The following is a 25,323-nucleotide window of genomic DNA, read 5'->3' on the forward strand; positions in this document are numbered from 1 at the left end:
AATAAAGGGAAGGACATGAGTCACAGCAGTCCAAATGCAGAGAATGATCTGCGCGAAGTCAAGCAGTTAGGCATGTGGGCCTCGATCACTAGCCTAAGTTATATTTTTTGGTTAGTGGGCGGTATGGAGCTGGTCGAGCGTATCGCCTATTACGGTGTCAAAGCCAGTGCGGGCTTATACGCCAAAGCCCCCGAGTCGGCGGGCGGTCTGGGGATCAGCCTCAGCGACTATGGCATCATTATCTCGCTCTGGGCCATTATGCAGACCTTTGTGCCCGTGTTTACCGGCGGGATTTCAGATAGGGTCGGCTACAAGGAAACAATTTTCGGCTCTACCGTGATTAAAATCATGGGCTACCTCACCATGGCGTTTTTCCCCACCTTTTGGGGCTTCTTATCGGGGGCACTGTTACTCGCCATCGGCACTGGGATATTTAAACCCGGTATTCAAGGCACCTTAGTGCTCTCCACCAATCGCAATAACACTTCCATGGCTTGGGGGATATTTTACCAAGTCGTGAATATCGGTGGCTTCTTAGGGCCATTGGTTGCCGTGCATATGCGCCAGCTTTCTTGGGATAATGTGTTTTATGCCTGCGCCGCGATTATCTCGCTAAACTTCTTGTTCTTATTGACGTATACCGAGCCGGGTAAGGCCGAGCGCGTTGCACGCAATCAGCAAATTAAATCCGGCGAAATTAAGCAAGAAGCGCTTTGGCGCGACGCTTGGCATGAGCTTAAAAAACCTATCGTGATTTATTACATGCTAGTGTTTTCAGGCTTTTGGTTCCTCTTTAACGCCCTGTTTGACGTACTGCCGATCCACATCTCCGAGTGGGTCGATACCAGCGTGATCGTCACCAGTCTGTTTGGTAGCGAAGGCACCAGCAACGGCATTTTACAGTTCTGGCTCGGGTTAAATAACGAAGGCACTAAGGTGATGCCAGAAGGCATGCTGAACCTCAACGCCGGCCTGATTATGACCAGCTGCTTTTTAATTGCCGCGCTGACCGCCAAATACCGCATCACCACGGCGATGCTGATTGGCTGTTTACTCAGTATCTTGGCCTTTGTGTTTATCGGCGCCTTCCATGCCGCTTGGTTTATCGTGTTCGCCATTGCCATGTTCTCCATCGGCGAGATGATGATCAGCCCTAAGAAAAACGAGTTTATGGGTAACATTGCCCCCGAAGGTAAAAAAGCCATGTACCTTGGTTTTGTGATGCTGCCGCAAGGGATTGGTTGGGGCTTAGAAGGCTATTTTGGCCCTAAACTCTATGAGATTTTTGCCTCTAAAGAGTTGTTTTCACGCGAGTTATTACTCGAGCGTGGCATGAGCTCAGCGGATGTGAATGCCATTCCACAAGGGGAAGCCTTTACCACCTTGGTGAGCTATACCGGCGAAAACGCCCATGATCTGACTCAGCTGCTCTATCACAGCCATAATATCGGTATGGCTTGGTATATTATCGCCGCGATCGGCACCATTTCGGCTGTAGGGATTTATATCTATGGTAAGTGGTTACTGTCGCTGCAAAGGGCGCAGCAAGCCGCGCACTAATGGATTGAGGCCTTCAGGGGCGCAATATGAGGCATAAGATCTCGCTCCAATAGGCTTATGTAAAAAGTGAGTTCTAAAAAGTGAGTCCTAAAAAAGTGAGTGTACATGCACTCACTTTTTTATTGGATGTTTGACCGAAACCATTAAAAGCCAGCTAACAGTGTTACCTCAAACTGTTCTGCTGACAGAGTTAAACCCAAGGCATCACATTGTGCTTGCAGCTCAGTGAGTTCCTTATCGAGGGACGATAAAGTTAAAGTATTATCATCCAGCAGGTAAACCTGTCGTAAACTGGTGAAGTAAAACAGCATTGTAATCAGGGCGTTTATATCATTATTCGTCGCCGCAGCTCGGATTTTATTCAACTTTCGATAAATGCGATTTTGCAGTTGCTTTAACTGCCACACATAATAAATTTCCTTAAAAAAGGGCTGAGTCTTAAGCTGATACACTATGGCGCTACTGAGTAATACCGCCAAAATCACCCCGAGTAGATTCCAATGGAAATTCCCCGTTGGCTCACCGGGCACAGCCTCGACACCAAAGAGTGCGATAAGTCCAGCACCAAACCCGAGGGAGCTGATTATCAACCCCAAGACTAAAACCACCATAAACAGGTTCATATTACTTCGGTAAACCGTTTTATCGACTTGCTGTAACTTCATTTGCTCACTTCTTATCGAAAAATACCCATTGGCGGCGCAGCATACCTCAGATTGCTTGAGCCTGCCTGAATATCCGCGTTGTAGATCCATGTTTTGAATTGCCAAGATACAAATTGAAACAGGTAGAGCCAGATTAAAAAACTAGCAAAACACTAATTAATTTATTCGGTTATCTTCCATTTAAAGGAACACTCTTATCCCATAAGCTCTCTTTGCAAGCTGCGAATAAGAATAAAAATCGGTGTACAATTTGCCAAGATTGCGGAAAAAGAATGTTTAATAACTCACCGCCTCAAAATTGAACTAAATTCCTATAGTAGTCATAAAGGAACCGTCAATGGCATTTAAAAAAGTGCTTATTTGTTACAGCCTTTTTATCCTCATGAGCCTCTGCCCTTCGGCGAAGGCGGAGGAACTGCTTGCTGTAGGCACTACTTTTAGCCAGATTTTTGAACAAAAGGCCAATGGGGAATACAGCGGTTTAGGTGTGGATATTCTGAATCGTTTTGCCGAACAGCAAAAAGTAACCATTCACTATCAAATCGCGCCCTGGCGCCGCGCACAATCTATGGTCGAACGAGGGCAAGCGGAAATTCTGATTGGCCCCTATATTTCCGAGGCCCGGCAAAAGGTCTTAGCCTTTTCGTCCATCGCCTTTTACCGCGATGACATTGTCTTTTATGCCAGAACCAACAATCCCACGCCTTGGGATGGCAACTATGCCAGCATCCATGGACTACGAATTGGTAAGGTACAAGGATGGAGCTATGGTTATCTGTTTAACGAACGCACAAAAACATTCACTATCAATGAATTTACCGATCTAAAGAGTGGTATAGAGCGCCTATCCCGTGGCGATCTCGACCTACTCGCAAGCAATGTTCGTAACACTCAAGCGGTGCTTGCTCAAATCAAGATCCCACAGGCCATAGCACCAATTTTGCCAACAATTGATACCCTAGATGGTTTTATGGCTTTTCCCAAATACTCACAATTTCAACCGCTTCAGGAAAGTTTTGACCTCTTTCTACAGGACATGGTCAAGACGGGAGAACTGGCAAACCTAGCCAGAGTCCACGGGGTATCGATTCCCGACACTCAGCTCACCAACTAACGTCAGTTCTTGCCTAGGCCTCTTAACTTAAGATCTTAAATGATGTAGTGAGCTTGATGCTTAACCCATCACGTTAGACTAAGCCACTAAGCAGCCAATTAACCCCTGCTCAACCTCATCCCAATTTATCTCTTGGGTCGCAATCATTTCTAAGCGCGAGTCTAGGCTATCGTCTAGTTCTGTCAGCGCCATGTCACCATCGCTCCAATTGATCCCCGCAATACCATCGCTGGTGATCATCACAGCCTTTAACCGCAAAAGTGCAGAATGGCCTTGAGTCTGCGCCGAGATAAACTGCATGAGTTTATCAAAATCAAATTCTTGCATAGGCTCAAATACCCAACCACAGCTAAAGCAGCCTTCGCCCTGATTGTGTTTACGCACTAGGCCGCGCGCATCGAACCTAAATCCCTGCTCGCTCGCGCTCTCGGCAAAAATCCCCTGTAGGCCAAGAGTGTCGGCGGTATGACGCAAGAGACTCGAAGACGAGTTTACGGGCTTAAAAACTGCGGACTGACTGCCCGATGCCTTAGTGGCTTGACGCCTTGGAAGCTTGAGAGACTCGAGTAAGGATGTGGATATTCCCTGTAACGCACTATGCTCCATCACTGAGGTATCACTCAGCTGTAACTCATTGAGATATTGGGTTAACTCTTCAGCTAATTGTCCACCCTGCGCCGCTTCAAACTCAGGGTATAAATCGGTTTTGGTGGTGACTATCACATCGGCAACGTGCAACTGCTGGATAAAATTATCGTGCCCACGGTAACGTTCATCACGCAATTTTCGGGCATCGATAAGGCATAAAGTGCTCCGCAAACTAATCACATTTTGATAATGGGGCGCACTGAGTACTTTGATAATCTCGTTGGGATGCCCAAGCCCCGTCGGCTCAATCAGCAATCTGTCTGGCTTAGCACGGGCGATCAGTTGATTAATGGCGACTTGAGTCGGTACGCCCGCGGCGCAGCACATGCAGCCCCCCGCCACCTCACGAATTTGCACGCCGCTGTTGCTGGCATCCATCAACCCAGCATCAATCCCGACTTCGCCAAACTCATTCACTAATACTGCCCAGGTTTCGCCTTCAGGTTTGGTCTTAAGGAGCTGTTTAATGAGGCTGGTTTTACCTACGCCTAAAAAGCCTGTGATGATATTGGTGGGAATAGCTTTGACTATCATGGACGACACTCTCATGGCAACAAACAGAATTGAGGGCACTCGAGTGTAGGGATTATCCCTTTAAAGCTCAACAAAAAGCGCGCCTTAGGCGCGCTGATGAATGGATAAACCGATACAGAGGGATTATTTACCCTTTTGAGTATTCGGCTTATTTTTAGCGTATTTACCTTCACGGGCTGGCGATTTACGCGCCCGCGCTTGGCTTTCGCTCGATTGACCAAATCCGGCGTTGCCGCCAAAGCCGCTCTTGCCCCGCGCGCCATTAGCTTTAGTGCCATTGCCGCCCGCGCCTTTAGCCCCCGTATTGCGACTGCTCTTGTAATTCCACTTAGCGGTCTTAGTGGTTGCCGTCGGCGCCTCACGGTAACGCGCAGGCAGCGGCGTGCCTTCTTCATAACCAGGCTGCACTGTGACCGGCAAAGTTTGGCCGATTAAGGCTTCAATCTCGGCTAGCATCTCATCATCGGCGGGGGACACAAATGATATCGCGCGGCCCGAGAGTCCCGCGCGGCCAGTACGGCCAATACGGTGAACATAGTCTTCCGCAAGGAATGGCAATTCGAGGTTAATCACTAAGGGCAGCGCCTGAATATCTAAGCCGCGCGCCGCCACATCGGTCGCCACCAGCACTCGCAATTTGCCCGCTTTAAAATCATCGAGCACGCGATTACGCGCGCCTTGGGTTTTATCCCCGTGGAACACGCCCGCACTGATCCCATCGAGAGTGAGTTCCTGCAATAGATGCTCGGCGCATTCCTTAGTGCTGGCAAACACCAGCACCTGACGCCAATTGTTGCGCCCGACAAGCTCTGACAATAATTCGGCCTTGCGGCGTTTATCGACTCGATAGACCAACTGCTCAACGGTGGATGCAGTGGCATTTTCGGCCACGTTAACCCACTCGGGTTGATTGAGCATCTTATGGGAAAGTTGCTTGACCGCATCGCTGTAGGTGGCTGAAAACAACATGGTTTGATGTTCCGTCGCAATAAGACGCTTCACCTTTTCAATGTCGCGCACAAAGCCTAAATCGAGCATACGATCCGCTTCGTCGATCACTAAGGTGGTCACTGTGGACAGATCTAAATTGAACTGACCAATAATGTCGAAGAGTCGTCCCGGTGTCGCGACGAGGATATCAACGCCCTGCTCCACCCCTTTACGCTGGGGATTCATGTTCGCGCCGCCATAAACCGCTAAGGTTTTCAGGGGGAGGAACTGACTATATTTTTGAATATTAGCGCACACTTGAATCGCCAGTTCACGAGTAGGCGTCATCACTAAAGCACGCAACAAGGGTTTATCGCTAGGCTGCTTTGACAGTTGCTCGAGTACGGGTAATGCAAAAGAAGCGGTTTTACCCGTTCCCGTTTGGGCACAGGCCATAATGTCTTTCCCCTCGAGAGCTAAGGGGATCACTTGCTGCTGCACTTGCGTGAGTTGCTGATAGCCACACTCAGCTATCGCATTCAAAATGGGGGAAGATAAGCCGAGTGTGTCAAATTTCATAGGAACTCTTAGGTATTAGTCGATAGGATTTGCTAAATGTGCAGCAGAAAAGAGAAGAATCGAAGAGATGATTTACCATCTTCTTCAAGATTGTTGATTTCTGCATCATGCCCTTAAACTGGGCCGCGGAGTCTAGCAAAATTTGCGCTGCATTTATAGGCACAAACGAAAGACTGTTGCGAAACAGGTGATCAACTAAGCCTCTTTGAGCAAATACTGGCTTGTAAACTCAGCCGCACTCACAGGTTTAGAGAATAAATAGCCTTGGCCATAGTCACAGCCCGCATTAAGCAACACTTGGCGCTGCGCCTCGGTTTCAACCCCTTCGGCAATCACTTTCATTCCTAACTTATGGGCCATAACGATAATCGCCTCACACAGGGTTTGGTCGCTTTCATCCGTGTCGATATGACGGGTAAAAGATTGATCGATTTTCAAATAGTCGATATCGAATTTTTTCAAATACGCCAGTGATGAATAGCCAGTGCCAAAGTCGTCTAGAGAAACTTGTACGCCCGCATCCCGATAGGCAAGAAGCTTTTCGGTCACGCCCATACTGGCATCGAGTAAGAGTCCTTCGGTAATTTCGACGCACACGCCTGTGCCTGTCACATCCAATTCCTGCAGTAACTCCAGCCAATTGTGCAGCAGCGTGCCCTCATCGCGAAACTGAATAGGCGACTTGTTAACGCTGATCTGGATCTCGACCCCAAGGGTTTTACGCCATTGTGCGCTCTGGCGCGCCGCCTGCTCGAAAACCCAATTGCCAATCTCGACAATCAGCCCAGTATCTTCGGCAACGGGTATAAACTCAGCTGGAGAAACCTGCCCACGTTCGGGGTGGAACCAACGTAAAAGCGCTTCGGCCTTAAGGACCTCACCAGTCCCCATAGTCACTATAGGTTGATAATGCAACTCAAACTCTTTGTTAACAACGGCTTGGCGTAAATCTTGGATTAAGCGCATCCGATACTTTGCATATTCCTGCATCGAAGGCGTGAAGTAGTTGAAACGATTACGCCCCTGATCTTTAGCCGCATACATGGCCTGATCCGCATGTTTGAGCAAACCTTCAATGCTGGTTGCATCATCGGGATACAGAGTTATCCCGATACTGGCGCTGATATAGGCGGTCTCCTCACCCAGCACATAGGGCTCGGAAATGCGCCTTAAAATGTGCTCAGCTACCCGCTCAATACCCTTATGATCCGCCATAGCGCTGAGCACTACGGTAAATTCATCGCCGCCGAGCCGCGCCACCACATCGGCATCCCGCACACAGGACTTTAAGCGATTGGCGGTTTCTATCAGCAACAGGTCCCCCATGGCGTGGCCTAGGGTGTCATTCACCTCTTTAAAGTAATCCAAATCGAGGAACATCAAGGCAAAATGATTACGATTGCGGTCGGCGCTCCTGATTTCCGCCCCCAAATATTCGAGCAGCATCCGCCGATTCGGTAAACCAGTGAGCGTGTCATAGTTAGCCTGCTTCCAAATCAGATGCTCACTCTGCTTTTTATCTGTGATATCGGAAAACAGCGCCACGCGGCGATAGGGTTGGCCATCTTTATCGTTAATGGTGTTGATGGTCAGCCAAATAACGTACTCTTCATTGTTCTTACGTCGTTGGCGCATTTCCCCCTGCCACTCGCCTTTTTCGCGGATTTCATTATTCATCTCGGTATAAAAACCATGGCCGTTGAGATCGCAATAAAGCATGCGAATATGCTGGCCGCGAATTTCCGATTCACTATAACCAGTGATCTCGGTAAAGGCGGCGTTGACTGTGATAATAACGCCCGTTTCATCAAGCACACTCATGGCTTCAGAACTGTTGTCATAGACCAATGCTGAGAGCTTTAAGGATTCTTCAATCAGCTTAGCTTCGGTAATATCGGTATAGGTACCGCACATTCTCAAGGCATTGTTATTGGTATCGCGACTCACGACTTTGCCGGTATCTAAAATCCAACGAATATCACGGTTGAGGGTTTTTAACCGATATTCCATCTTATGTTGCGGCGTTTCCCCGCGAATATGGGCTTCGATAGAGTGCAGCACCTTGGGCCTGTCCTCGGGCACAATCGAGTCCATCCATTGGCGACTATTGGCGTTAAGCATATCGATGTCACAACCTAAAATATCGGCGCTTCGGGCGTTACGCTCGATATGATCATTGCGGATATCCCAGTCCCATACCCCCAGATCACTACTGCTCAATACCAGCTCAAGTTGTTCACGGCTGGCGAGCACTTCCCTATCGGCTAGGGTTTGCGCCGTGACATCCAAGTAGCCCGCAATCACCAATAACACCTGATGGTTCGCGCGCTTACAGGCCACCGTCATATGGGTATAAACAATGGCGCTATCCTTGGCGATAAAGCGTTTATCCATCTCATAGTTATCAATTTTACCCGCAAGCATAAGTTCAAATTTGACGATATCGGCCTCTATATCATCGGGATGGGTGAGCTGTTTCCAGGTCATATGCAGCAACTCATCCTCTGAGTACTTCAGCATTTGGCACAGCCTTGGATTTACCTTGATCCACTTTTGGTCGACGCCAGTAATGGCAATCCCAATGTTGCCAACATTAAATTGGCTGCGGAACAAAAAATCATCCTGTAAACGGATCTGCTCGTCACGCTCAAGTTCAAAACGGCGGGAGAGCAAACGGCTAAGTAGCCAAGTTGCAAGGGGGTAAATGGTTAACACGGGCAACATAATTTTTTGCAGCACGGGGATGGCAACATGGCTCGGCAGCAGGAAAAACCACAGCAACATCACTATGTGCACCACAAAGGCAAAACTGAAGATTTCTCTGCCCGAAATATTGGCAAGATAGGACTTACGGTATTGGCGCCATATCACCCCAATCAAGCCTGAGGAGATGATCACAGCCAGACCAACCCACATGGCGGCGCCACCAATGCTGTATCGATAAGCCCCTGTGATAATCACCGCCACCACAGTGGGCAAACCACCAAAAAAGAGGCCGGTAACACATAAGAGCACAGAGCGAGTGTCGAAGATAATGCCGGGCTCGTACATCCATGGGGTACTCATAATCGTGACGCCTATGCCACCTATGAGTAATCCTATTCCCAGCCGCCACAGCAGAAAATACTGCCGCTGATGCTTTTTAGGAATCGCATCGTATAAAAACACGAGAGCGAGCAATAACGCCGCATTTTGTACTAAGGGTAAAAAAATGCTTTTATCCATGAATGTGGAAGCAACTCCAAAAAATGAGGCAACGGTTTATCTTACGAAAACTATCCCTCACAAGTGTAGCAGAATTGCTTACAAATCATGCTCTAATTACAAGGGATAACTCACAAAATGTTATAGAATTGTTTCTTGTAATCGCGAGCTATACCATGCCAATCGAAGCACCGCGCCTTCGCCTCACGCTTTAATTGCATCCAGTCACTGCCGTCAAATTTTATTAGCGCTTCGGCCAGTTTTTCCAGCAAGGCCTCGCCCTGATGCCTGATATCTTCGCCATAAAAAACAAAGCCATCGACATTATCCTCGACCGTATCCTTTAGCCCACCAACGCCATGTACTAGGCAAGGCTGACCGCTACGCATAGCAAGCATTTGGCTAATACCACAGGGTTCGAAGGAGCTTGGCATCAGGAACAAGTCACCCTGTTGGTAAAGACTCTGAGAGAGCTCCTCATGGTATCCCTGCAGAAATACAAAATGGGCATACTTAGCCGCAAGGGTTTGAAAAAATTGCCCTATTTCAGGGTCGCCACTGCCAAGCAGTACAAACAGTGCCTTAGGCTGCGTTTGCTGCAGCTGTTGAAGCAATGTCTCTAATACCGATAAGCCAGAAGGCAAAATATGGCGCAGGATCAGCACCTTTTGATCGGTAAGCCGGCCAACCGAGGTCAACAGAAAGTCCGGAAACTCCCCCGCAGAGGCCTGACGCCACAAGGCTTGCAGCCGCGTAAAGGCAATCATATCGACGCCACTGACCTGACGTCGCCCGCCCAGCCACTGTACTAGGGCCGACTCGATGCAACTCAGTAGTTCCCTAAACTCGGTTAATCCCATACGTTCGAGGGAGGTTTGCGCTAAAGCCTCTGGGTATTCGCAACCATTTAAAATACCAAGCACCCGCCCCTGCTCGGCTTTGCGTTGTAAATCCGTCTCTAAGCCTTCACCACCGAAGAACCCCAGCTCGGGGCGAGACGGAAGCAACACCTCCTTGGCGTAGGTGGGTGAGACGAGATGCACCTTACCCGCCAGTGCAATCCCCATCCGCATCGGATTGATGCAATGGGGATAACGGGGGTCGATAATCAGGGCGCGTTGGCCCTCATCCAACTGGGCGAATAAGTGAGGAAACCAAGCCGCCAAGCTTGAGGTATCATGGCTCAGCGGCCTTATCCCCTGCAGCGCAAGATTATGAATCGAAAACACACATTCTATGCTTTGCAATGCTTGATACTCGGGCGCCAGCGCCCGCAGCATGGCTAAACATCCCGTGTGCCAGTCGTGCAGATGTAAAAGCTGAGGCATAGGCACAAGCCCCGCCACTAAGGCTTTGGCTACGCTTGCACACAACAGCGCAAACTTAGTCGCATCATCGGCAAAGGGGCGGTCACTCGAGCCTTGGCTATAAATCTGCCCGGGACTGGATTGCCACAGCCCATGCTCAAGCAAATAAATATTGGCGCCCTGCACCTTGGGGTGCGCCAGCCAATACAACTTAATCGGCTCCAGTCGCCCGGCAAAACTCACCTCAAACTCATGGATAAGTTTGGCCCCAAGGCTCGTTAAAAATCCGTAGCTTGGCATAATTACATCGGCTTGGATCTCAACACCCGCGAGGGCTTGGGGCAAGTCACGGATCACATCCGCCATCCCGCCGACTTTCGCCCCTTTCAGCGCCCCATTTTCCGCCGCGACCATTAATATGCGTTTCACCTAACTTCATACTCCAACAGGGTTAATATTCAAGCCAATTACCGGCTTGGCCTTACTCATAGCCCACGGGCAGCCCTAACATATCGCGGGTGACTAAGGTGATGCCCTTCTCGGACACCCTAAAGCCCTTTGCCCTGTCATGGTCGTGGTTATAACCAATCACTGTGCCTTCGGGGATGATGCAGCCCCTGTCGATGATGGCGTTTTTAATCTTACAGTGGCGTAGCACCACCACATCGGGCAGCACAACCGAATCCTCAACCACTGAGTAGGAACAAACCCGCACCTCGTTAAACAATACACTGCGGCGCACGGTCGCCCCCGAGATAATACAGCCGCCGGATATAATCGAATCCACCGCCATGCCGCGTCTATCGTCATCGTCGAACACAAACTTAGCGGGAGGTAATTGCTCCTGATAGGTCCAAATCGGCCACTTGGCATCGTAGAGGTTTAAGGCGGGCGTGGGCGATAGCAATTCCATATTGGCCTGCCAGAAGGAATCCAAGGTGCCCACATCGCGCCAGTAGGCTTGCTCGTTGGGGAAGGCGCTCTTAAAGGGATAGGCAAACACTTTATGTTTTTCGATGATCGAGGGAATAATATCTTTGCCAAAATCGCGATCGGAATTGGCGTTTTGCGCGTCTTTCTTCAACTGATCGAACAAAAATTCAGTGTTAAACACATAGTTGCCCATCGAGGCGAGGCACTTCTCAGGGTTGCCAGGGGAGTGTTTAGGATGCTTAGGTTTTTCTTCAAATCCTAGGATGCGCATCTCGTCATCGACTTCCATCACCCCAAATGCGCCCGCCGCTTCGGCCACGGGCACCTCGAGGCAGGAGACTGTCATATCGGCGCCGGATTCGGCATGGGCGGCGAGTAAGCCAGCGTAATCCATGCGATAAACATGGTCACCCGAGAGTACCATCACGTACTTAGGCAGCTCATGGCGGATGATGTCGATATTTTGGAATACCGCGTCGGCCGTGCCCTGATACCAATTCTCAGAGTAACGTTGTGAGGCGGGTAGAATTTCCACCGACTCACCTAATTCCTTTTTAAAGTGGCCCCAACCACGCATCACGTGGCGAATTAACGAGTGCGACTTATATTGGGTCACCACCCCAACACGGCGGATCCCCGAGTTAATGCAATTCGACAGCGGAAAATCGATGATCCTAAACTTGCCACCGAAATACAGCGCGGGTTTAGCGCGCCAGTCAGTGAGTTCATGTAAACGCGAGCCTCGGCCACCAGCCAGAATCAATGCATAGGTTTCACGAGTTAAATTACTGATATAACGTACATTAGACATAGGCTCTACTCCCCAAATAGCACATCAGTGCCGATTGCTTCACAACGACTCTTCCCTGCCGCCCTTAGGCCGCAGGATTGCATACAACAGCGCATTCCTTTGCTCATTAACCTCTCCGTTACAGTTTCCAAATATCATCTCTATAGCCAGCAATCGTCACATCACTGGAGAAGCGACCACTGGCCGCCGTGTTGCGAATACTCATTTGCGTCCACTTTTTCGGATCTTTATAGGCCTTAGCCACAGCCTCTTGGGCGAGGCGATAACTGTCGAAATCCGCCGCCGTCATCCACTGATCATCCGCGCTTTCAATCGAGGCAATAATGGGATCGAAAATCCCCGGTTCCAGCAGGTTAAAATGGCCGCTCTTGAGTAAGGCCATGACTTCGGATAAGGCGTGAGACTCGGCGATAATCCGCTGCGGTTGGTAATCACAGCGCATCTGGGTCACTTGCTCGGCGTTGAGGCCAAAGAGGAAAAAGTTATCCTCGCCCACCTCTTCGAGCATCTCGATATTGGCGCCATCCAAGGTGCCTATGGTGAGTGCGCCATTCATCATGAACTTCATATTGCCCGTACCCGAGGCCTCCTTACCCGCGGTGGAGATTTGTTCGGAGACGTCGGTGCCGGGGCAGATTTTTTCCATGGCACTGACGTTGTAATTCGGCAGAAACGCAAAGCGAAGATAAGGCGCCACCACAGGATCGCAATTGACCATATGGGCGACATTACTGGCGAGTTTGATGATGAGCTTCGCCATAAAATAACCGGGCGCCGCCTTACCACCGATCAGCACGCAGCGTGGCACTAGGTGCTCTGTGTGCCCCTGCTGGATTTGATGGTAGAGATGGATCACATGCAGAATATTAAGTAACTGACGCTTGTACTCGTGGATCCGTTTAACCTGCACATCAAACAGCATTGCAGGGTCAAACTCGACGCCACATTCCTTGGCGATCATCTTGGCGAGTTGCACCTTGTTGGCTTGTTTCACCTCACGCCACTTTTGAATAAAGCTAGCGTCCTGGGTTAAGGCATTGAGCGCCGTCAACTGGCTTAAATCCGTCACCCAGCCCTTGCCTAAATGGCTAGTTAACAGTTTGGCGAGAGCGGGATTGCAGTGGGCTAACCAACGTCTTGGGGTCACGCCATTGGTGCGATTGTTAAACTTCTCTGGCCACAGGCTATAAAAATCCTTAAACAGGCCCGACTTTAATAACTGGGTATGTAGCGCCGCCACACCGTTTACTGAAAAGCTCGCCACTATGGCTAGGTACGCCATGCGCACATGGGGATCGGGGCCATCTTGAATGATCGACATGCTGGCCAGTTTGGCGCCATCTCCCGGCCAGTGGTGGGCAACTAAATCTAGGTATCTGGCGTTGATTTCATAGATGATTTCTAAAATTCGCGGCAACATCAGCGCCATCATACGCACGGGCCAGCGCTCTAACGCCTCGGGCAACAATGTGTGATTGGTATAGGCCATAGTCTGGCTGGTAATCGCCCAGGCGGCGTCCCATTCGAGGCCATATTCATCCACCAGCAGCCGCATTAATTCGGGGACGGCAATGCTGGGGTGAGTGTCATTCAGTTGGATCACATTTTTCGCGGCAAAATCGCTGAAGTCATGACCGTGGTGATGCACCCAACGTTTTAAAATTGCCTGCAGGCTGGCGGAGGACAAAAAGTACTGCTGACGCAACCGCAGCTCTTTACCGTTTTCGCTAGCATCGTTGGGGTACAGCACCATAGTGATTTGTTCAGCGAGGTTCTTGCACGCCACCGCCTCTGTGTAATCCCCTTGGTTAAACTCTGCTAAATCAAAGTCATCCGTCGCTTCGGCTTTCCAGAGTCTGAGGCTATTCACCCGGCCATTGCGATAACCGGGCACGGGCATGTCATAGGCCACGGCGAGCACATCTTGAGTGTCGACCCAAATCATGTGTCTGCGCCCTTGTTTATCGACATAGGATTCGGTGTGACCGAAGAACTTTACCGTCACATTATGGTGCGGAACGCGTACCTCCCAGGGGTTGCCCTCCCGCAGCCAGCGATCTGGGCGCTCCACCTGATAGCCATCGACTATCTTCTGGGCGAACATGCCGTATTCGTAACGAATGCCATAACCCGTGACGGATAAATCCATGCTGGCGCAGCTATCGAGAAAACACGCGGCGAGTCGCCCAAGGCCACCATTGCCTAACCCTGCGTCGTGTTCGGCCTCTTCAAGCTCCTCAAGAGACACGGAATATTGGCTAAGCGCCTCGCGGCTGTCTTGCTCTAAATCTAAATTTAACAAGGCATTACCTAATGCCCTGCCCATGAGAAACTCCAGCGATAAGTAGGCCACTTGCTTGTTGTCATAGCAGCTATCTTTTATCCGCGTCTCACGCCACTCATCCAACATTTGTTCTTTAACGCTGAGTGCCAGCGCTTGAAATAACTCACCGTGAGCCACTTCGCCGCGGCTTAAACCGTAACGCACATGGCGATTAAAGGTCGCGGGCAGGGCATCACAGGGCTCGCAGGGGTCGAGTGTCGCTTTTGGCTGACTCGGCGCGGCCTTAGTGGCACGTTTTTTTGGGGGAACGCCGCTGGTATTTGGGCTCAGCTCACTGTTATGACTCATAGTTAATTCCTTATAAAATCAGCATGAAACAGCATAAGACTGCGATCCTGTAACAAGTACCGCGTCGGTGAGGACTGAGCATCCAGCGGCTCAGTGGGAGTTAAAAATTGGGGGTCTGTTTGGGTATGCAGCAGGCATTGCCACGGCCCTAAACCGTCAAAAACCGGCAGGGTAAAGGCTAAGGGATGCTCATCGGCATTCACCATCAACAGCAGTGCTTGAAGGTTGTCACCCTGAGTCTGTGGTTGAGTGGCGGTTAAATTGCCCGATAACACCACGCAGAGGCTGCGGCCCATGGACTCGCTCCACAGGCTTTTGCTCATCGGCTCACCTTGGCGGCTAAACCAATCCAACCTCGCCCCCGTTGGGGTTGAGGCAGGGCTTACAGCATGGCTTGAAGATGACTCGGACGACCAATCGAAGGCATTGGCCACTAGCTGCTCATGGATAAAACGTTTGGAACACAAGAGCGGGAAGCGTTTGCGTAAAGCAATCAACTGCGAGGTAAAACTCAGCAATGAACTATCCATGCCATCCGATGACCAATCAAACCAATTCAAGGGGTTATCTTGGCAATAGGCGTTATTATTCCCGCCTTGGGTACGGCCCGTTTCATCTCCGCTGAGTAACATAGGCACCCCTTGGGATAAGAATAATGTGGTCAATAGATTACGTTGCTGGCGGGCGCGCAGCGCGAGAATGGTGGCGTCATCAGTGTCGCCCTCGACCCCATAGTGATGACTGAAGTTCTCATGGTGGCCATCACGGTTTTCTTCACCGTTAGCCCAATTGTGCCGCTCGCAATAACTCACTAAATCTTTGAGGGTAAAACCATCGTGACTGGTTAAAAAGTTGATACTGGCGGCAGGAGGTCGGCCGCTATGCTCAAAGAAATCCCCCGAGCCATGAAATCGCCGCGCAAACTCGGGCAACATGCCGTGATCGCCCCGCCAGAAACGCCGCATGGTGTCGCGGTATCTGTCATTCCACTCACTAAAAGCCACCGGGAAATTACCCAACTGATACCCACCCGGGCCAATATCCCAAGGCTCGGCAATCAGCTTCACCCGGCACAACACAGGGTCTTGCAGCAGCGCATCAAAAAAACCACTTCCGGGATCAAATCCATAGGCTTCACGGCCAAGACAGGCGGCTAAATCGAAGCGAAAGCCATCGACGCCCATCACTTCGACCCAGTAACGCAGGGAATCTAGCACTAACTGCAACATGCGCGGATGGTTGAGGTTTAAGGTATTACCACAACCGGTATCGTTGATATAAAAGCGTTTATCGTTTGGATGCAGGCGGTAATAGCTCAGATTGTCGATACCGCGAAAGCTAAAGGTCGGCCCGAGGCGACTGCCCTCGGCGCTGTGGTTATAGACCACATCGAGAATGACTTCGATACCCGCACCGTGTAGCGCATCCACCATAGTGCGAAACTCACCAATATCTTCACTCGAGAGATAACTCGGCTCAGGCGCAAAAAAGCCTACGCTGTTATAACCCCAATAGTTAGAGAGCTGTTTTTCAAGTAGAAAGGGCTCGGAAAAAAATGCCTGAACCGGCAGTAACTCGACGCAATTTACGCCGAGATTAACTAAGTAATCTATCGCGGCATTCGATGCCAGCCCGGCAAAGGTGCCACGCAGCGGCGCATCTATCTCAGGGTGCAGCGCGGTAAATCCCTTTAAGTGCATCTCATAGATAATGCACTGCTCAAGTGGCAATGGCTCACGCTTGCTTGAGAGCGGCCGAATAGTATGGGCCTTAGCGGCATCAAAAAGGGGCCGAGTATCGACCACTTTGCACTTAGGTACAAAATCTGCGTTATCTAAGGTGCTGAAAGATAAGTCCTCGTTGGGATTATCAATCTCATAACCAAAATTGGCGATATGGTGGTGATAGCGTCCCACGAGCTGGCGAGCGTAGGGGTCTAACAGCAACTTATGCGGATTAAATCTGTGGCCTAATTGCGGCTCGTAGGGACCATAAACACGGTAGCCATAAAGCTGGCCGGCACTGAGCCCATGCACATACAAATGCCAGATCTGCTGGGTCTGCTCTGTCAAGGGGATGCGCTGAGTTTCCACCTCGCCTTGGGCATCAAACAGACATAACTCCACCCCAGTGGCATGGGCTGAAAACAGGGCGAAATTCACCCCACCATCATCGACCGTCGCCCCCAATGGGAAGGGCTGTCCCGCGCTTAGGTTATAGGCGGTTGAGCCATCAGCATTTACAGGCACAGGATTCGTCATAGGCTGGTATCTCTTGGCGCATCCGTCGCAGGCCCGAGGATTAAGCACCCCAGGGGCGGCACAGTGATCAACGCGCTCGATGCCATGCCCTGCCAAGGTAAATCTTCGGCAATCACCTTGCCCGCATTCCCCTGATTGCTGCCACCATAGAGATGGCTGTCGCTATTGAGGTACTCACAGAAATCCCCGCCTTGGGGCAAGCCGATACGAAATCCTTGGTGCAGAGTGGGCGTCATATTCACCACAAACACTAAGGGCACATCACTGCCCTCGCCATAGCGAACAAAGCTAAAAATACTGTCGCGGCCATTGTCACAATCGAGCCAGCGAAAACCTTGTGACTCATAGTCGAGCACGGATAAGGCGGGGAATTGGCGATAAAGCTGATTCAGATCGCGAAGCCAGCGCTGCACGCCTTGGTGAGGCTCGAAGGCGAGCAAATGCCAATCGAGGCTATGGTTATGGTTCCATTCGTCGCGCTGGGCGAACTCACTGCCCATAAACAGCAGTTTTTTGCCTGGATGCCCCCACATAAAGCCGTAATAGGCCTTGAGGGTGGCAAATTTTTGCCAATCATCGCCGGGAATTTTATGCAACAAAGAGCCCTTGCCGTGCACCACTTCATCGTGGCTTATCGACAGCATAAATTGCTCCGAATAGGCATACATCAAACTAAAGGTCAGCTGGTTATGGTGATACTGGCGATAGATGGGATCGCGGCCTAAGTAGCTTAGGCTGTCGTTCATCCAGCCCATATTCCACTTAAAACCAAACCCCAGCCCGCCGCTATCCGTCGGCTTAGTCACCCCCGCAAAGGCGGTCGACTCTTCAGCTATCATGCAAATGCCTGGGAAGGCTTGATACAAACGTTGATTCAACATTTGCAGAAAATGAATCGCCTCTAAATTCTCCCGTCCGCCATAGGCATTGGGCAGCCACTGTCCAGGTTCACGGCTGTAGTCGAGGTACAACATGGATGACACCGCATCGAGCCTTAGCCCATCGAGGTGAAATTCCCGCAGCCAATAGCAGGCATTGCTGAGCAGAAAGCTTCGCACCTCACCGCGGTCGTAGTTATAGATCAACGTATCCCAATCGGGGTGCGTGCCTTTGCGCGGGTCTTCATGTTCGTAGAGACAAGTGCCATCGAAACGCACAAGGCCGTGGGGATCCTTAGGGAAATGCGCCGCGACCCAATCGAGTAACACGCCAATCTCGGCCTGATGGCAGGCATCGATAAAGGCCTTTAAGCCATTGGCATCGCCAAAACGATGGGTCGGCGCGTACAGGCCAACGGGTTGATACCCCCAAGAGCCGTCGAAGGGATACTCACTGACTGGCATCAACTCGATATGGGTAAAACCTTGCTCCTTCACATAGGGGATCAATTGCTCAATTAAGTCTTGATAATCAAAATATTGCTCACCAAACTCACCTTTTCGGCGCCAAGAGCCTAGCTGCACTTCGTAGATAGACATAGCGGCGCGATGCCAAGCTGTGGTCGCCCGTTTGTGCATCCATTGTGTATCTGCCCAAGGATGTTGGTGTTTTTTCGGCACTATGGAGGCATTGTGCGGTGCACATTCCATTTGGGTCGCCATAGGGTCGGATTTGGCGTGGCGCTCGCCATTTTGATAAACCAAATCAAATTTATAGTGCGTGCCTTCGGCAACATCAGGCAGAAAAATCTCCCATAAGCCGTTGGCCATATGTTGGCGCATCACATGGCGAGTATCGTCCCAGTGGTTAAAATCCCCCACCACAGAAACCCGCTTAGCATTGGGTGCCCATACGCAAAAATGCACGCCTTCGACGCTATCGACTTGGCGCCAGTTCGCACCTAAAAAGCGATAGGCCTGCTCAGAGCTTCCTTCGCCAAAGAGGTATAAGTCCTGACTATCGAGGAGGGAGCCAAACTGATAGGGATCGATAATATCCAGCTCGCAGAGGGGATAAACCACCCGTAGCGCATACAAAAAGGGCTTAACCCGTCTGCCAAGCGTGCCCGCAAACAGCCCCGCCTCATTGACGCGCTCAAGGCTCGCTACCTTACGGCCATCCTTAAGACTTATCACATCAACCTTTTGGGCGTTGCGTAAAAAACAGCGCACCACCAAGGCCTTACCCTCGTTGATGCTGTGCATACCAAGCAGGGAAAACACATCCGTATATTGACCGTTTAACAGCGCGACATCGCTACCGTCATAGAAGTAAGTCTGGGCTTGAGTCATCATTTGGCTTCCATTTTTAGTCAAAGGGTATCTATATGCGCAGCCGTTTCTGGCAAATGTCTTGCCGCAGCAATGCGTTGCAAACGCTCAGCCAGCGCAGGCCTAGCTGCAGCTTCGCTTAGGCTGATGGGCAATCGCCGCTGCCAATTGGGGTACTCGAGCCAAGTGCCAGGGATATTCACCGCATGGCGGTCCCCGAGCAGATCGCACCACTGCACACTGTAAAGTGCGCTGTTGCCCGAGGCGCCAAAGGGCATCCACGCCGTTAATAAATCTTCAATATCAATCTGTTGAATATCCGTCTCCGGCAATAAGCCCTGGGAGATTAAGCACTGCGCGAGCTGGTGTTTTTCCTGCTCACGTCCGGCTAAGGCCTCACCTAATTGCTCGTCGGTATTGAATAGTTCGAGTTGTCGCCTCAGGTGCAAATCGCTGCCCGTCCACCAGGCGACTAATGTCGGCACATCGTGGTTTGCCAGCATCATCAAACTCTGGAACTTATAGTGGCTCGGCGGCTTAAAGCCTTGATGGTCTTTGCAGAAGTAGAACAACTCGTTGGAGTAAACCCCCGCCTGATACAGGCGATGAATAATATCGGGCGGCACTAGGCCTAAATCTTCACCAATCACCACGCAGCGGGCGCGTTGACTCTCAAGACAGAGAATCGCCAACAGAGTTTCGACCGGGTAATACACATAGGCGCCATGGCCGAGGCGCTTATCCAGAGGCCACCACCAGAGTCGCAGCAGCCCCATCACATGGTCGATTCGCAGCGCACCGCAGTGGGTCATGTTGGCGCGAGTCAGCTCAATAAAATGGCGATATTGATGCTGTTTTAGCTTGACGGGATCGAGGGGCGTAAGTCCCCAGTTTTGTCCCTGCAGCGCGAAGGGATCTGGCGGTGCGCCAATACTGGCGTTTAAGCAAAACTGCTGCGAATTAGCTTGAACCTCAACGCCTTGCAACGCGGCGCCCACGGCCAAATCACGAATAAGCCCAATGCCCATTCCCGCTTCTTTGGCTTTGAGTTGGCACAATTGCAGTTGATCTTCAGCCACAAACTGCAGGTATAAATAAAAGCCTTCATCCTGCGCTATGGTCCGTGGGCTGCGTAGCGATTCGGCTTGGGCAAATTCCCTGAGCGGCGCGCCCTGCTCTGCCACAAAATCCTCAAATCGCTGCGCCCTGAGTGTGTTTGACTGTAAATGGTGTTCGCAAAAGACAGTGTATAAACGTGCAAAGGCGCGGTACTTAAGCTCGCTCACTTTGGGGTAATCGAGCCAATTCTCTGCGTTGAGTAGGGCAATGGCTTCTTGCCACTCCTTCGCCGCAAACTCCGTTTTTAATGGCTCAAATTCAGGCACGCTAGGTAAATGAATATACATCGGATTCAGCCTTCGACGATCGCAGGGACTATAGGGACTCGGATGTTCCGGCGCGGCAATATCTAAGGCATGCAATGGATTAAGCTGAATGAAATCGGCGCCATATTCGGCCACTAACCCGATAAGTTGCTCTAAATCGCCAAAGTCGCCCATGCCCCATTGGCTTTCGCTGCGCAGACTATAGAGCTGAAGACTCACGCCCCAAGGTTTATGGCGCTTTCCTTGAGCCACAGCGCTCATCACCCCTTGATAGGCGGTTCTCGGTGCCACCATAAAAGTGCCATGGAACTCAGTCGCCTTACTTGCGGCAGAAATGCTTGCTGCTGAGGTGCTTGCCGATGCTACAGCTTGATGATCATCTGCCAGCCCAAGCAAACTGACGCTCAGAGTGTGGTAGCCCAGCCCCAAGCAAGATAGATCACTTAAGTTGTCTTTATTGTTAGATGTGTTTAGCGCGACGCTGACATTTTCCCATGAACGGCGCGGCTCAGCCTTGCTATCTTGCTCAGCGGCATCGCCCGCATCCCGGCAATAAAATTCATGGCCTAAAAGGTCGAGGCGGTATTGAATAAACTGGCATTCATCGGCAAAGGGGCTATTGCCAAACTGTGCCAACTCCTGCGCCTGAATACGATAATCCCCAATCGGTTTTAGCGCCGAAAACGGCACCTCGAGGATAACCCTCTCCCCTTGCTCACAGGTAAAGGTGAGCAGCAGATCGCCACGGTAAGATTGAGGTAAATACAGACAGACCCAAGGTTCGTCGACATAGCACCAATGAAACGCCGGCAACACTTGTGTCCAATGATGTGCATCGAGTTGATACACCTGAGCGTCAAGCTCGTCGCCACTGGGTAAACTCGTTAATGGTTCATCCTTTGCCTCGCAGGCCTGAGTATTTTTCTCCTGCAACATACAGGTCAAAATCCCTTGCCTATCAGCCTCGGGAATGCGGATGTACTGGCCAAAGCAGTCGGTAAAGTCTGCTCCCACGCCCCGCAAATACAGCAACTTCTCCAGCCCCATATTTGTCGCCCCCGCGACTGCTCATCCATAGCCTTAGATAGGCAGTAACCATGCCAGCGCAAAATAACAGCATGAAGACAGATTTATGTCAGCCAAGTGACAACAAAGAAAACTTATAAATCAGCATCTTGAATAAAGTACCTCCCTGTACAATCCAACGCCTAGCTAGCGCAATGTTCTATTTAACGCACTGCTTTGATGCAATGTGCGGTTAAAAAAGGTGCAACGCGCTTAAATGGCGCAGGCAAAACAACATCTTATCTTTGAGCGCATTGGCGAAATTAATTCCTTGGGTTGTATGTCTCCCAAGAGCAGGAAGGATTAGAGGGGGGATTAACTGCAACACTTTGTATCAATTACATTTTTCACCTTGAACTCTCCTTCGTCACTCTGTCACTATGCGCGCTCAAAACAAAAATAACACTTAGTTGCAACATTTAACCATATCACCTTACATCGTCATCCAAGATGGTATGGGGGCGCGGCGAAGTACACAAAAATAAGGAAATTGATATGAAAAGCATCACGGGACTTTTACTCGCCAGCAGTTTGAGTTTAGCCCTTGGCGCCTGCGGCGGCAGTGGCGACGATGAATTAACACCAACGATCCCGACTCCCGATCCAACCCCACCGAGCTTAAGCGCCGATGTCTGTTATTTAATGAGCACCACAAAGGGGGATTTGACCTTAGCCATCGACCTCACCCATATGCCGATCACGGGCAAGAACTTTAAACAATATGTCGATAAGTCATTCTATAACGGCACTTTATTCCACAGAACCATCAATAACTTTGTGATCCAAGGCGGCGGTTTCACCACGGGATTACAAAGCAAGCCGACCAGCGCGCCGATTAAAAACGAGGCCGCTGTCGGCATCAGTAACAAACGGGGCACGATCGCTATGGCGCGTACCACAGTGCCAGACTCAGCGACATCACAGTTCTTTATCAATGTGTTAGATAATCCACAGCTCGATGCTTCGGCGAGCAGCTATGGTTATGCCGTGTTTGGTAAAGTCGTTGAAGGAATGGATGTGGTCGATCAGATAAGCATTGTGCCCACCAAAACCAGCGACGGCTTTAACGACACCCCTGTGAATGAAATTTTGATCAATAGCGTGATGGAAACGAACTGCCCCGCTGCCTAGGATAACTCTCTAGCTAAAACTGAAAAGCACTGAATATTCAGTGCTTTTTAGGTATTAATTAGCATTAGTGAATTATTCGTCCCCTTGAATTTTACCCACTAACAGCATAGGCGCCGCATCGATTTTATCGGCGTCCATCATGGCGGCAATCCGCTCCACCGATGAGAGTAACTGGCTCTGTTCCCACTCTTCAAGATTTTGATATTGCTTGATAAAGTGCTCTTGAAGCGGTTTAGGCGATTCTTGCAATAACGCCCGCCCCGCCTCACTTAAATGCAGATGCACTTTGCGCTTATCGGACTCGCTGCGTTTGCGGATCACTAATCCCCGCCCTTCGAGCCTATCAATAATTGTCGTCACAGTGGCTGGACTGAGGGTGATTTCTTCGGCCACCTGCTTGGCTAAGGGAGCGCCGAGTTGGGCAATTTTCTGCATTACCATCAGCTGCGGCCCCGTCAGGCCTGAATGTTTATTGAGTTGCCGGGAATGAATGTCGATAGCGCGGATCACCCTGCGCAGTGAAATCAGCAGTTGTTCGTATTTTTCCATCGTGCTTCGCGTGCTCCTCATCAACCCAACGGCCGCACCTTACCAGAAACTCAGCCACAACTCACCTCGGCGGGCAATTTTATCGCACATTCGTCCTAGGATAACTAAACAAGTAAAAGCTGAAAAAAACCTTAAAAAACATAGCGTATATCAAGCCTGATCCCTGTCATAAAAGTTCATTATTTAGTTATCTAGTTCCAACTTTAGTGGGAATTTCACCTCAATAAACTGCCTAAGCCGATCTAGATCACATCTTGCATACCCCTTAATTGGTAGCTTGGTCACCAGAAAGAAACAAATTTAATTTACAAGCAAATAGGTGGACTTATGGCTGCTAAATTTTTTATCCCTTCCGTCAACGTATTAGGCAAAGGCGCCGTCGATGATGCTATCGGAGATATCAAAACCTTAGGCTTTAAACGCGCATTAATCGTAACGGATAAACCTCTCGTCAAGATTGGTCTGGTCGGTGAAGTGGCCGAAAAACTCGGTCAAAATGGCATTACTTCAACCGTGTTCGATGGCGTACAACCTAACCCAACCGTCGGTAACGTCGAAGCGGGTCTTGCGCTATTAAAAGCTAACCAATGTGATTTTGTGATTTCATTAGGCGGTGGCTCACCCCACGATTGCGCTAAGGGTATTGCCCTAGTTGCCACCAACGGCGGCAGCATCAAAGACTATGAAGGGTTAGACCAATCTGCTAAGCCACAACTGCCATTAGTGGCCATTAACACTACTGCTGGCACTGCCAGTGAAATGACCCGTTTTTGTATTATCACTGACGAAGCTCGCCATATCAAAATGGCGATTGTCGACAAACATACCACCCCATTACTCTCTGTGAATGACCCTGAGCTGATGCTGAAAAAACCAGCTAGCCTCACAGCTGCAACAGGTATGGACGCGCTGACCCACGCGGTTGAAGCCTATGTGTCTATCGCTGCGAACCCTATTACCGATGCCTGCGCCATTAAAGCCATTGAACTTATCCAAGGCAACTTAGTGAATGCGGTAAAACAAGGCCAAGACATTGAAGCCCGTGAGCAAATGGCCTATGCGCAATTCTTAGCGGGTATGGCCTTTAACAACGCCAGCTTAGGTTATGTGCATGCGATGGCGCACCAATTAGGCGGTTTCTACGATCTGCCCCACGGTGTGTGTAACGCCCTGTTATTACCCCATGTGCAAGAATACAACGCTAAAGTGGTACCAGATCGCTTAAAAGATATTGCCAAGGCGATGGGTGTCGATGTGGCCAATATGACGGATGAACAAGGTGCTGCGGCGGCAATCACCGCGATTAAGGCCCTATCCGTTGCGGTAAACATTCCAGAAAACCTGACATTACTCGGGGTTAAAGCGGAAGATATTCCAACGTTGGCCGAAAACGCCTTAAAGGATGCCTGTGGTTTCACTAACCCTAAACAGGCAACCCATGAAGAGATCTGCCAAATCTTCACTAACGCGTTATAAACCCGCGTTATAGAGCATTCGCATTAACGCCGTCTGTCGCGCGCCAATTGACAGGATGTTGTTCGGCTAGCGCAAGCTAACGACATGAGAATCGGCCCAAACAAGGGAGCTTGTTTGGGCCTTTCTTTTGGGCTGAACCAGCCAATTTTGCACTACGCCATAATGTAAAAAACCGCCGTAGCGCCTTAATCTTCGGCAGTTGGGATCCCATAGATCGAAAAATCGTCCCAATAGCGTAAAAACGTGATCTTGGTGGGTTACATGCTGTTACAAATCCGCTAGACTGGCTCCAGTTCGCTTTTTCCCTGCAAAAGATGAAGCCAGCTCAG

15 protein-coding genes are annotated in these 25,323 nt (G+C 50.3%); 4 read left to right on the forward strand and 11 right to left on the reverse strand.

Features of this window, described 5'->3' with window-relative positions:
• The first annotated feature begins 15 nt into the window (after positions 1 to 15).
• Positions 16 to 1,560 (forward strand): MFS transporter, encoded by a 1,545-nt coding sequence (locus SHEWMR4_RS14435; protein WP_011623499.1) that lies wholly within the window; start codon positions 16 to 18, stop codon positions 1,558 to 1,560.
• Positions 1,561 to 1,703: 143 nt separating this feature from the next.
• Here SHEWMR4_RS14435 and SHEWMR4_RS14440 read toward each other — a convergent pair whose 3' ends face one another.
• Positions 1,704 to 2,225 (reverse strand): DUF3087 domain-containing protein, encoded by a 522-nt coding sequence (locus tag SHEWMR4_RS14440; RefSeq protein ID WP_011623500.1) that lies wholly within the window; start codon positions 2,223 to 2,225, stop codon positions 1,704 to 1,706.
• A 337-nt stretch (positions 2,226 to 2,562) separates the two neighbouring features.
• On the opposite strand from SHEWMR4_RS14440, the gene SHEWMR4_RS14445 reads away from it, so the two are divergent.
• The gene (locus SHEWMR4_RS14445) at positions 2,563 to 3,339 is read left to right on the forward strand and encodes a substrate-binding periplasmic protein (RefSeq protein WP_011623501.1); all 777 of its coding nucleotides are present in this window, start codon (positions 2,563 to 2,565) and stop codon (positions 3,337 to 3,339) included.
• 78 nt (positions 3,340 to 3,417) lie between these two features.
• On the opposite strand, the gene SHEWMR4_RS14450 is transcribed toward SHEWMR4_RS14445, so the two are convergent.
• From SHEWMR4_RS14450 to malQ, 9 genes are all read right to left on the reverse strand, one after another.
• Entirely contained in the window at positions 3,418 to 4,521 is a 1,104-nt protein-coding gene (locus SHEWMR4_RS14450; RefSeq protein ID WP_011626804.1) for a CobW family GTP-binding protein, read from the reverse strand.
• A 123-nt stretch (positions 4,522 to 4,644) separates the two neighbouring features.
• Entirely contained in the window at positions 4,645 to 6,030 is a 1,386-nt protein-coding gene (locus tag SHEWMR4_RS14455) for a DEAD/DEAH box helicase (protein ID WP_011623503.1), read from the reverse strand.
• 195 nt (positions 6,031 to 6,225) lie between these two features.
• Positions 6,226 to 9,255, reverse strand: a complete 3,030-nt coding sequence (locus SHEWMR4_RS14460; protein WP_011623504.1) for an EAL domain-containing protein — start codon at positions 9,253 to 9,255, stop codon at positions 6,226 to 6,228.
• A gap of 110 nt (positions 9,256 to 9,365) precedes the next feature.
• Entirely contained in the window at positions 9,366 to 10,955 is a 1,590-nt protein-coding gene (locus SHEWMR4_RS14465) for a glycogen/starch synthase (protein ID WP_011623505.1), read from the reverse strand.
• A gap of 67 nt (positions 10,956 to 11,022) precedes the next feature.
• Positions 11,023 to 12,285: a glucose-1-phosphate adenylyltransferase gene (gene glgC / locus SHEWMR4_RS14470; RefSeq protein ID WP_011623506.1), complete on the reverse strand. Its 1,263-nt coding sequence runs from the start codon at positions 12,283 to 12,285 to the stop codon at positions 11,023 to 11,025.
• A gap of 118 nt (positions 12,286 to 12,403) precedes the next feature.
• Complete coding sequence (locus SHEWMR4_RS14475; protein WP_011623507.1) at positions 12,404 to 14,917, reverse strand: glycogen/starch/alpha-glucan phosphorylase; 2,514 nt, start codon at positions 14,915 to 14,917, stop codon at positions 12,404 to 12,406.
• 2 nt (positions 14,918 to 14,919) lie between these two features.
• Positions 14,920 to 17,178, reverse strand: a complete 2,259-nt coding sequence (gene glgX, locus SHEWMR4_RS14480) for a glycogen debranching protein GlgX (protein WP_011623508.1) — start codon at positions 17,176 to 17,178, stop codon at positions 14,920 to 14,922.
• Complete coding sequence (gene glgB / locus SHEWMR4_RS14485) at positions 17,175 to 19,412, reverse strand: 1,4-alpha-glucan branching protein GlgB (protein ID WP_011623509.1); 2,238 nt, start codon at positions 19,410 to 19,412, stop codon at positions 17,175 to 17,177. The genes glgX and glgB overlap by 4 nt, the downstream gene beginning before the upstream one ends.
• Before the next feature lie 17 nt (positions 19,413 to 19,429).
• On the reverse strand, positions 19,430 to 21,820 hold the full coding sequence (gene malQ, locus SHEWMR4_RS14490; protein ID WP_011623510.1) for a 4-alpha-glucanotransferase: 2,391 nt from the start codon (positions 21,818 to 21,820) through the stop codon (positions 19,430 to 19,432).
• 513 nt (positions 21,821 to 22,333) lie between these two features.
• On the opposite strand from malQ, the gene SHEWMR4_RS14495 reads away from it, so the two are divergent.
• Complete coding sequence (locus SHEWMR4_RS14495; RefSeq protein WP_011623511.1) at positions 22,334 to 22,969, forward strand: peptidylprolyl isomerase; 636 nt, start codon at positions 22,334 to 22,336, stop codon at positions 22,967 to 22,969.
• Between the two features lie 72 nt (positions 22,970 to 23,041).
• Here the strand turns inward: SHEWMR4_RS14495 and SHEWMR4_RS14500 are convergent, their stop codons facing one another.
• On the reverse strand, positions 23,042 to 23,518 hold the full coding sequence (locus tag SHEWMR4_RS14500) for a MarR family winged helix-turn-helix transcriptional regulator (protein ID WP_041408827.1): 477 nt from the start codon (positions 23,516 to 23,518) through the stop codon (positions 23,042 to 23,044).
• A gap of 327 nt (positions 23,519 to 23,845) precedes the next feature.
• Between SHEWMR4_RS14500 and yiaY the strand changes: the two genes are divergently transcribed.
• Complete coding sequence (yiaY, locus tag SHEWMR4_RS14505; RefSeq protein WP_011623513.1) at positions 23,846 to 24,994, forward strand: L-threonine dehydrogenase; 1,149 nt, start codon at positions 23,846 to 23,848, stop codon at positions 24,992 to 24,994.
• Positions 24,995 to 25,323: the final 329 nt, after the last annotated feature.

This window comes from Shewanella sp. MR-4 (assembly GCF_000014685.1).
In the GTDB taxonomy this organism is placed as follows: domain Bacteria; phylum Pseudomonadota; class Gammaproteobacteria; order Enterobacterales; family Shewanellaceae; genus Shewanella.

Coding starts and splice junctions, on each gene's coding strand:
- SHEWMR4_RS14435 (WP_011623499.1), top strand. CDS start 16: ATGAGTCACAGCAGTCCAAATGCAGAGAATGATCTGCGCGAAGTCAAG.
- SHEWMR4_RS14440 (WP_011623500.1), bottom strand. CDS start 2,225: ATGAAGTTACAGCAAGTCGATAAAACGGTTTACCGAAGTAATATGAAC.
- SHEWMR4_RS14445 (WP_011623501.1), top strand. CDS start 2,563: ATGGCATTTAAAAAAGTGCTTATTTGTTACAGCCTTTTTATCCTCATG.
- SHEWMR4_RS14450 (WP_011626804.1), bottom strand. CDS start 4,521: ATGATAGTCAAAGCTATTCCCACCAATATCATCACAGGCTTTTTAGGC.
- SHEWMR4_RS14455 (WP_011623503.1), bottom strand. CDS start 6,030: ATGAAATTTGACACACTCGGCTTATCTTCCCCCATTTTGAATGCGATA.
- SHEWMR4_RS14460 (WP_011623504.1), bottom strand. CDS start 9,255: ATGGATAAAAGCATTTTTTTACCCTTAGTACAAAATGCGGCGTTATTG.
- SHEWMR4_RS14465 (WP_011623505.1), bottom strand. CDS start 10,955: ATGGTCGCGGCGGAAAATGGGGCGCTGAAAGGGGCGAAAGTCGGCGGG.
- glgC (WP_011623506.1), bottom strand. CDS start 12,285: ATGTCTAATGTACGTTATATCAGTAATTTAACTCGTGAAACCTATGCA.
- SHEWMR4_RS14475 (WP_011623507.1), bottom strand. CDS start 14,917: ATGAGTCATAACAGTGAGCTGAGCCCAAATACCAGCGGCGTTCCCCCA.
- glgX (WP_011623508.1), bottom strand. CDS start 17,178: ATGACGAATCCTGTGCCTGTAAATGCTGATGGCTCAACCGCCTATAAC.
- glgB (WP_011623509.1), bottom strand. CDS start 19,412: ATGATGACTCAAGCCCAGACTTACTTCTATGACGGTAGCGATGTCGCG.
- malQ (WP_011623510.1), bottom strand. CDS start 21,820: ATGGGGCTGGAGAAGTTGCTGTATTTGCGGGGCGTGGGAGCAGACTTT.
- SHEWMR4_RS14495 (WP_011623511.1), top strand. CDS start 22,334: ATGAAAAGCATCACGGGACTTTTACTCGCCAGCAGTTTGAGTTTAGCC.
- SHEWMR4_RS14500 (WP_041408827.1), bottom strand. CDS start 23,518: ATGGAAAAATACGAACAACTGCTGATTTCACTGCGCAGGGTGATCCGC.
- yiaY (WP_011623513.1), top strand. CDS start 23,846: ATGGCTGCTAAATTTTTTATCCCTTCCGTCAACGTATTAGGCAAAGGC.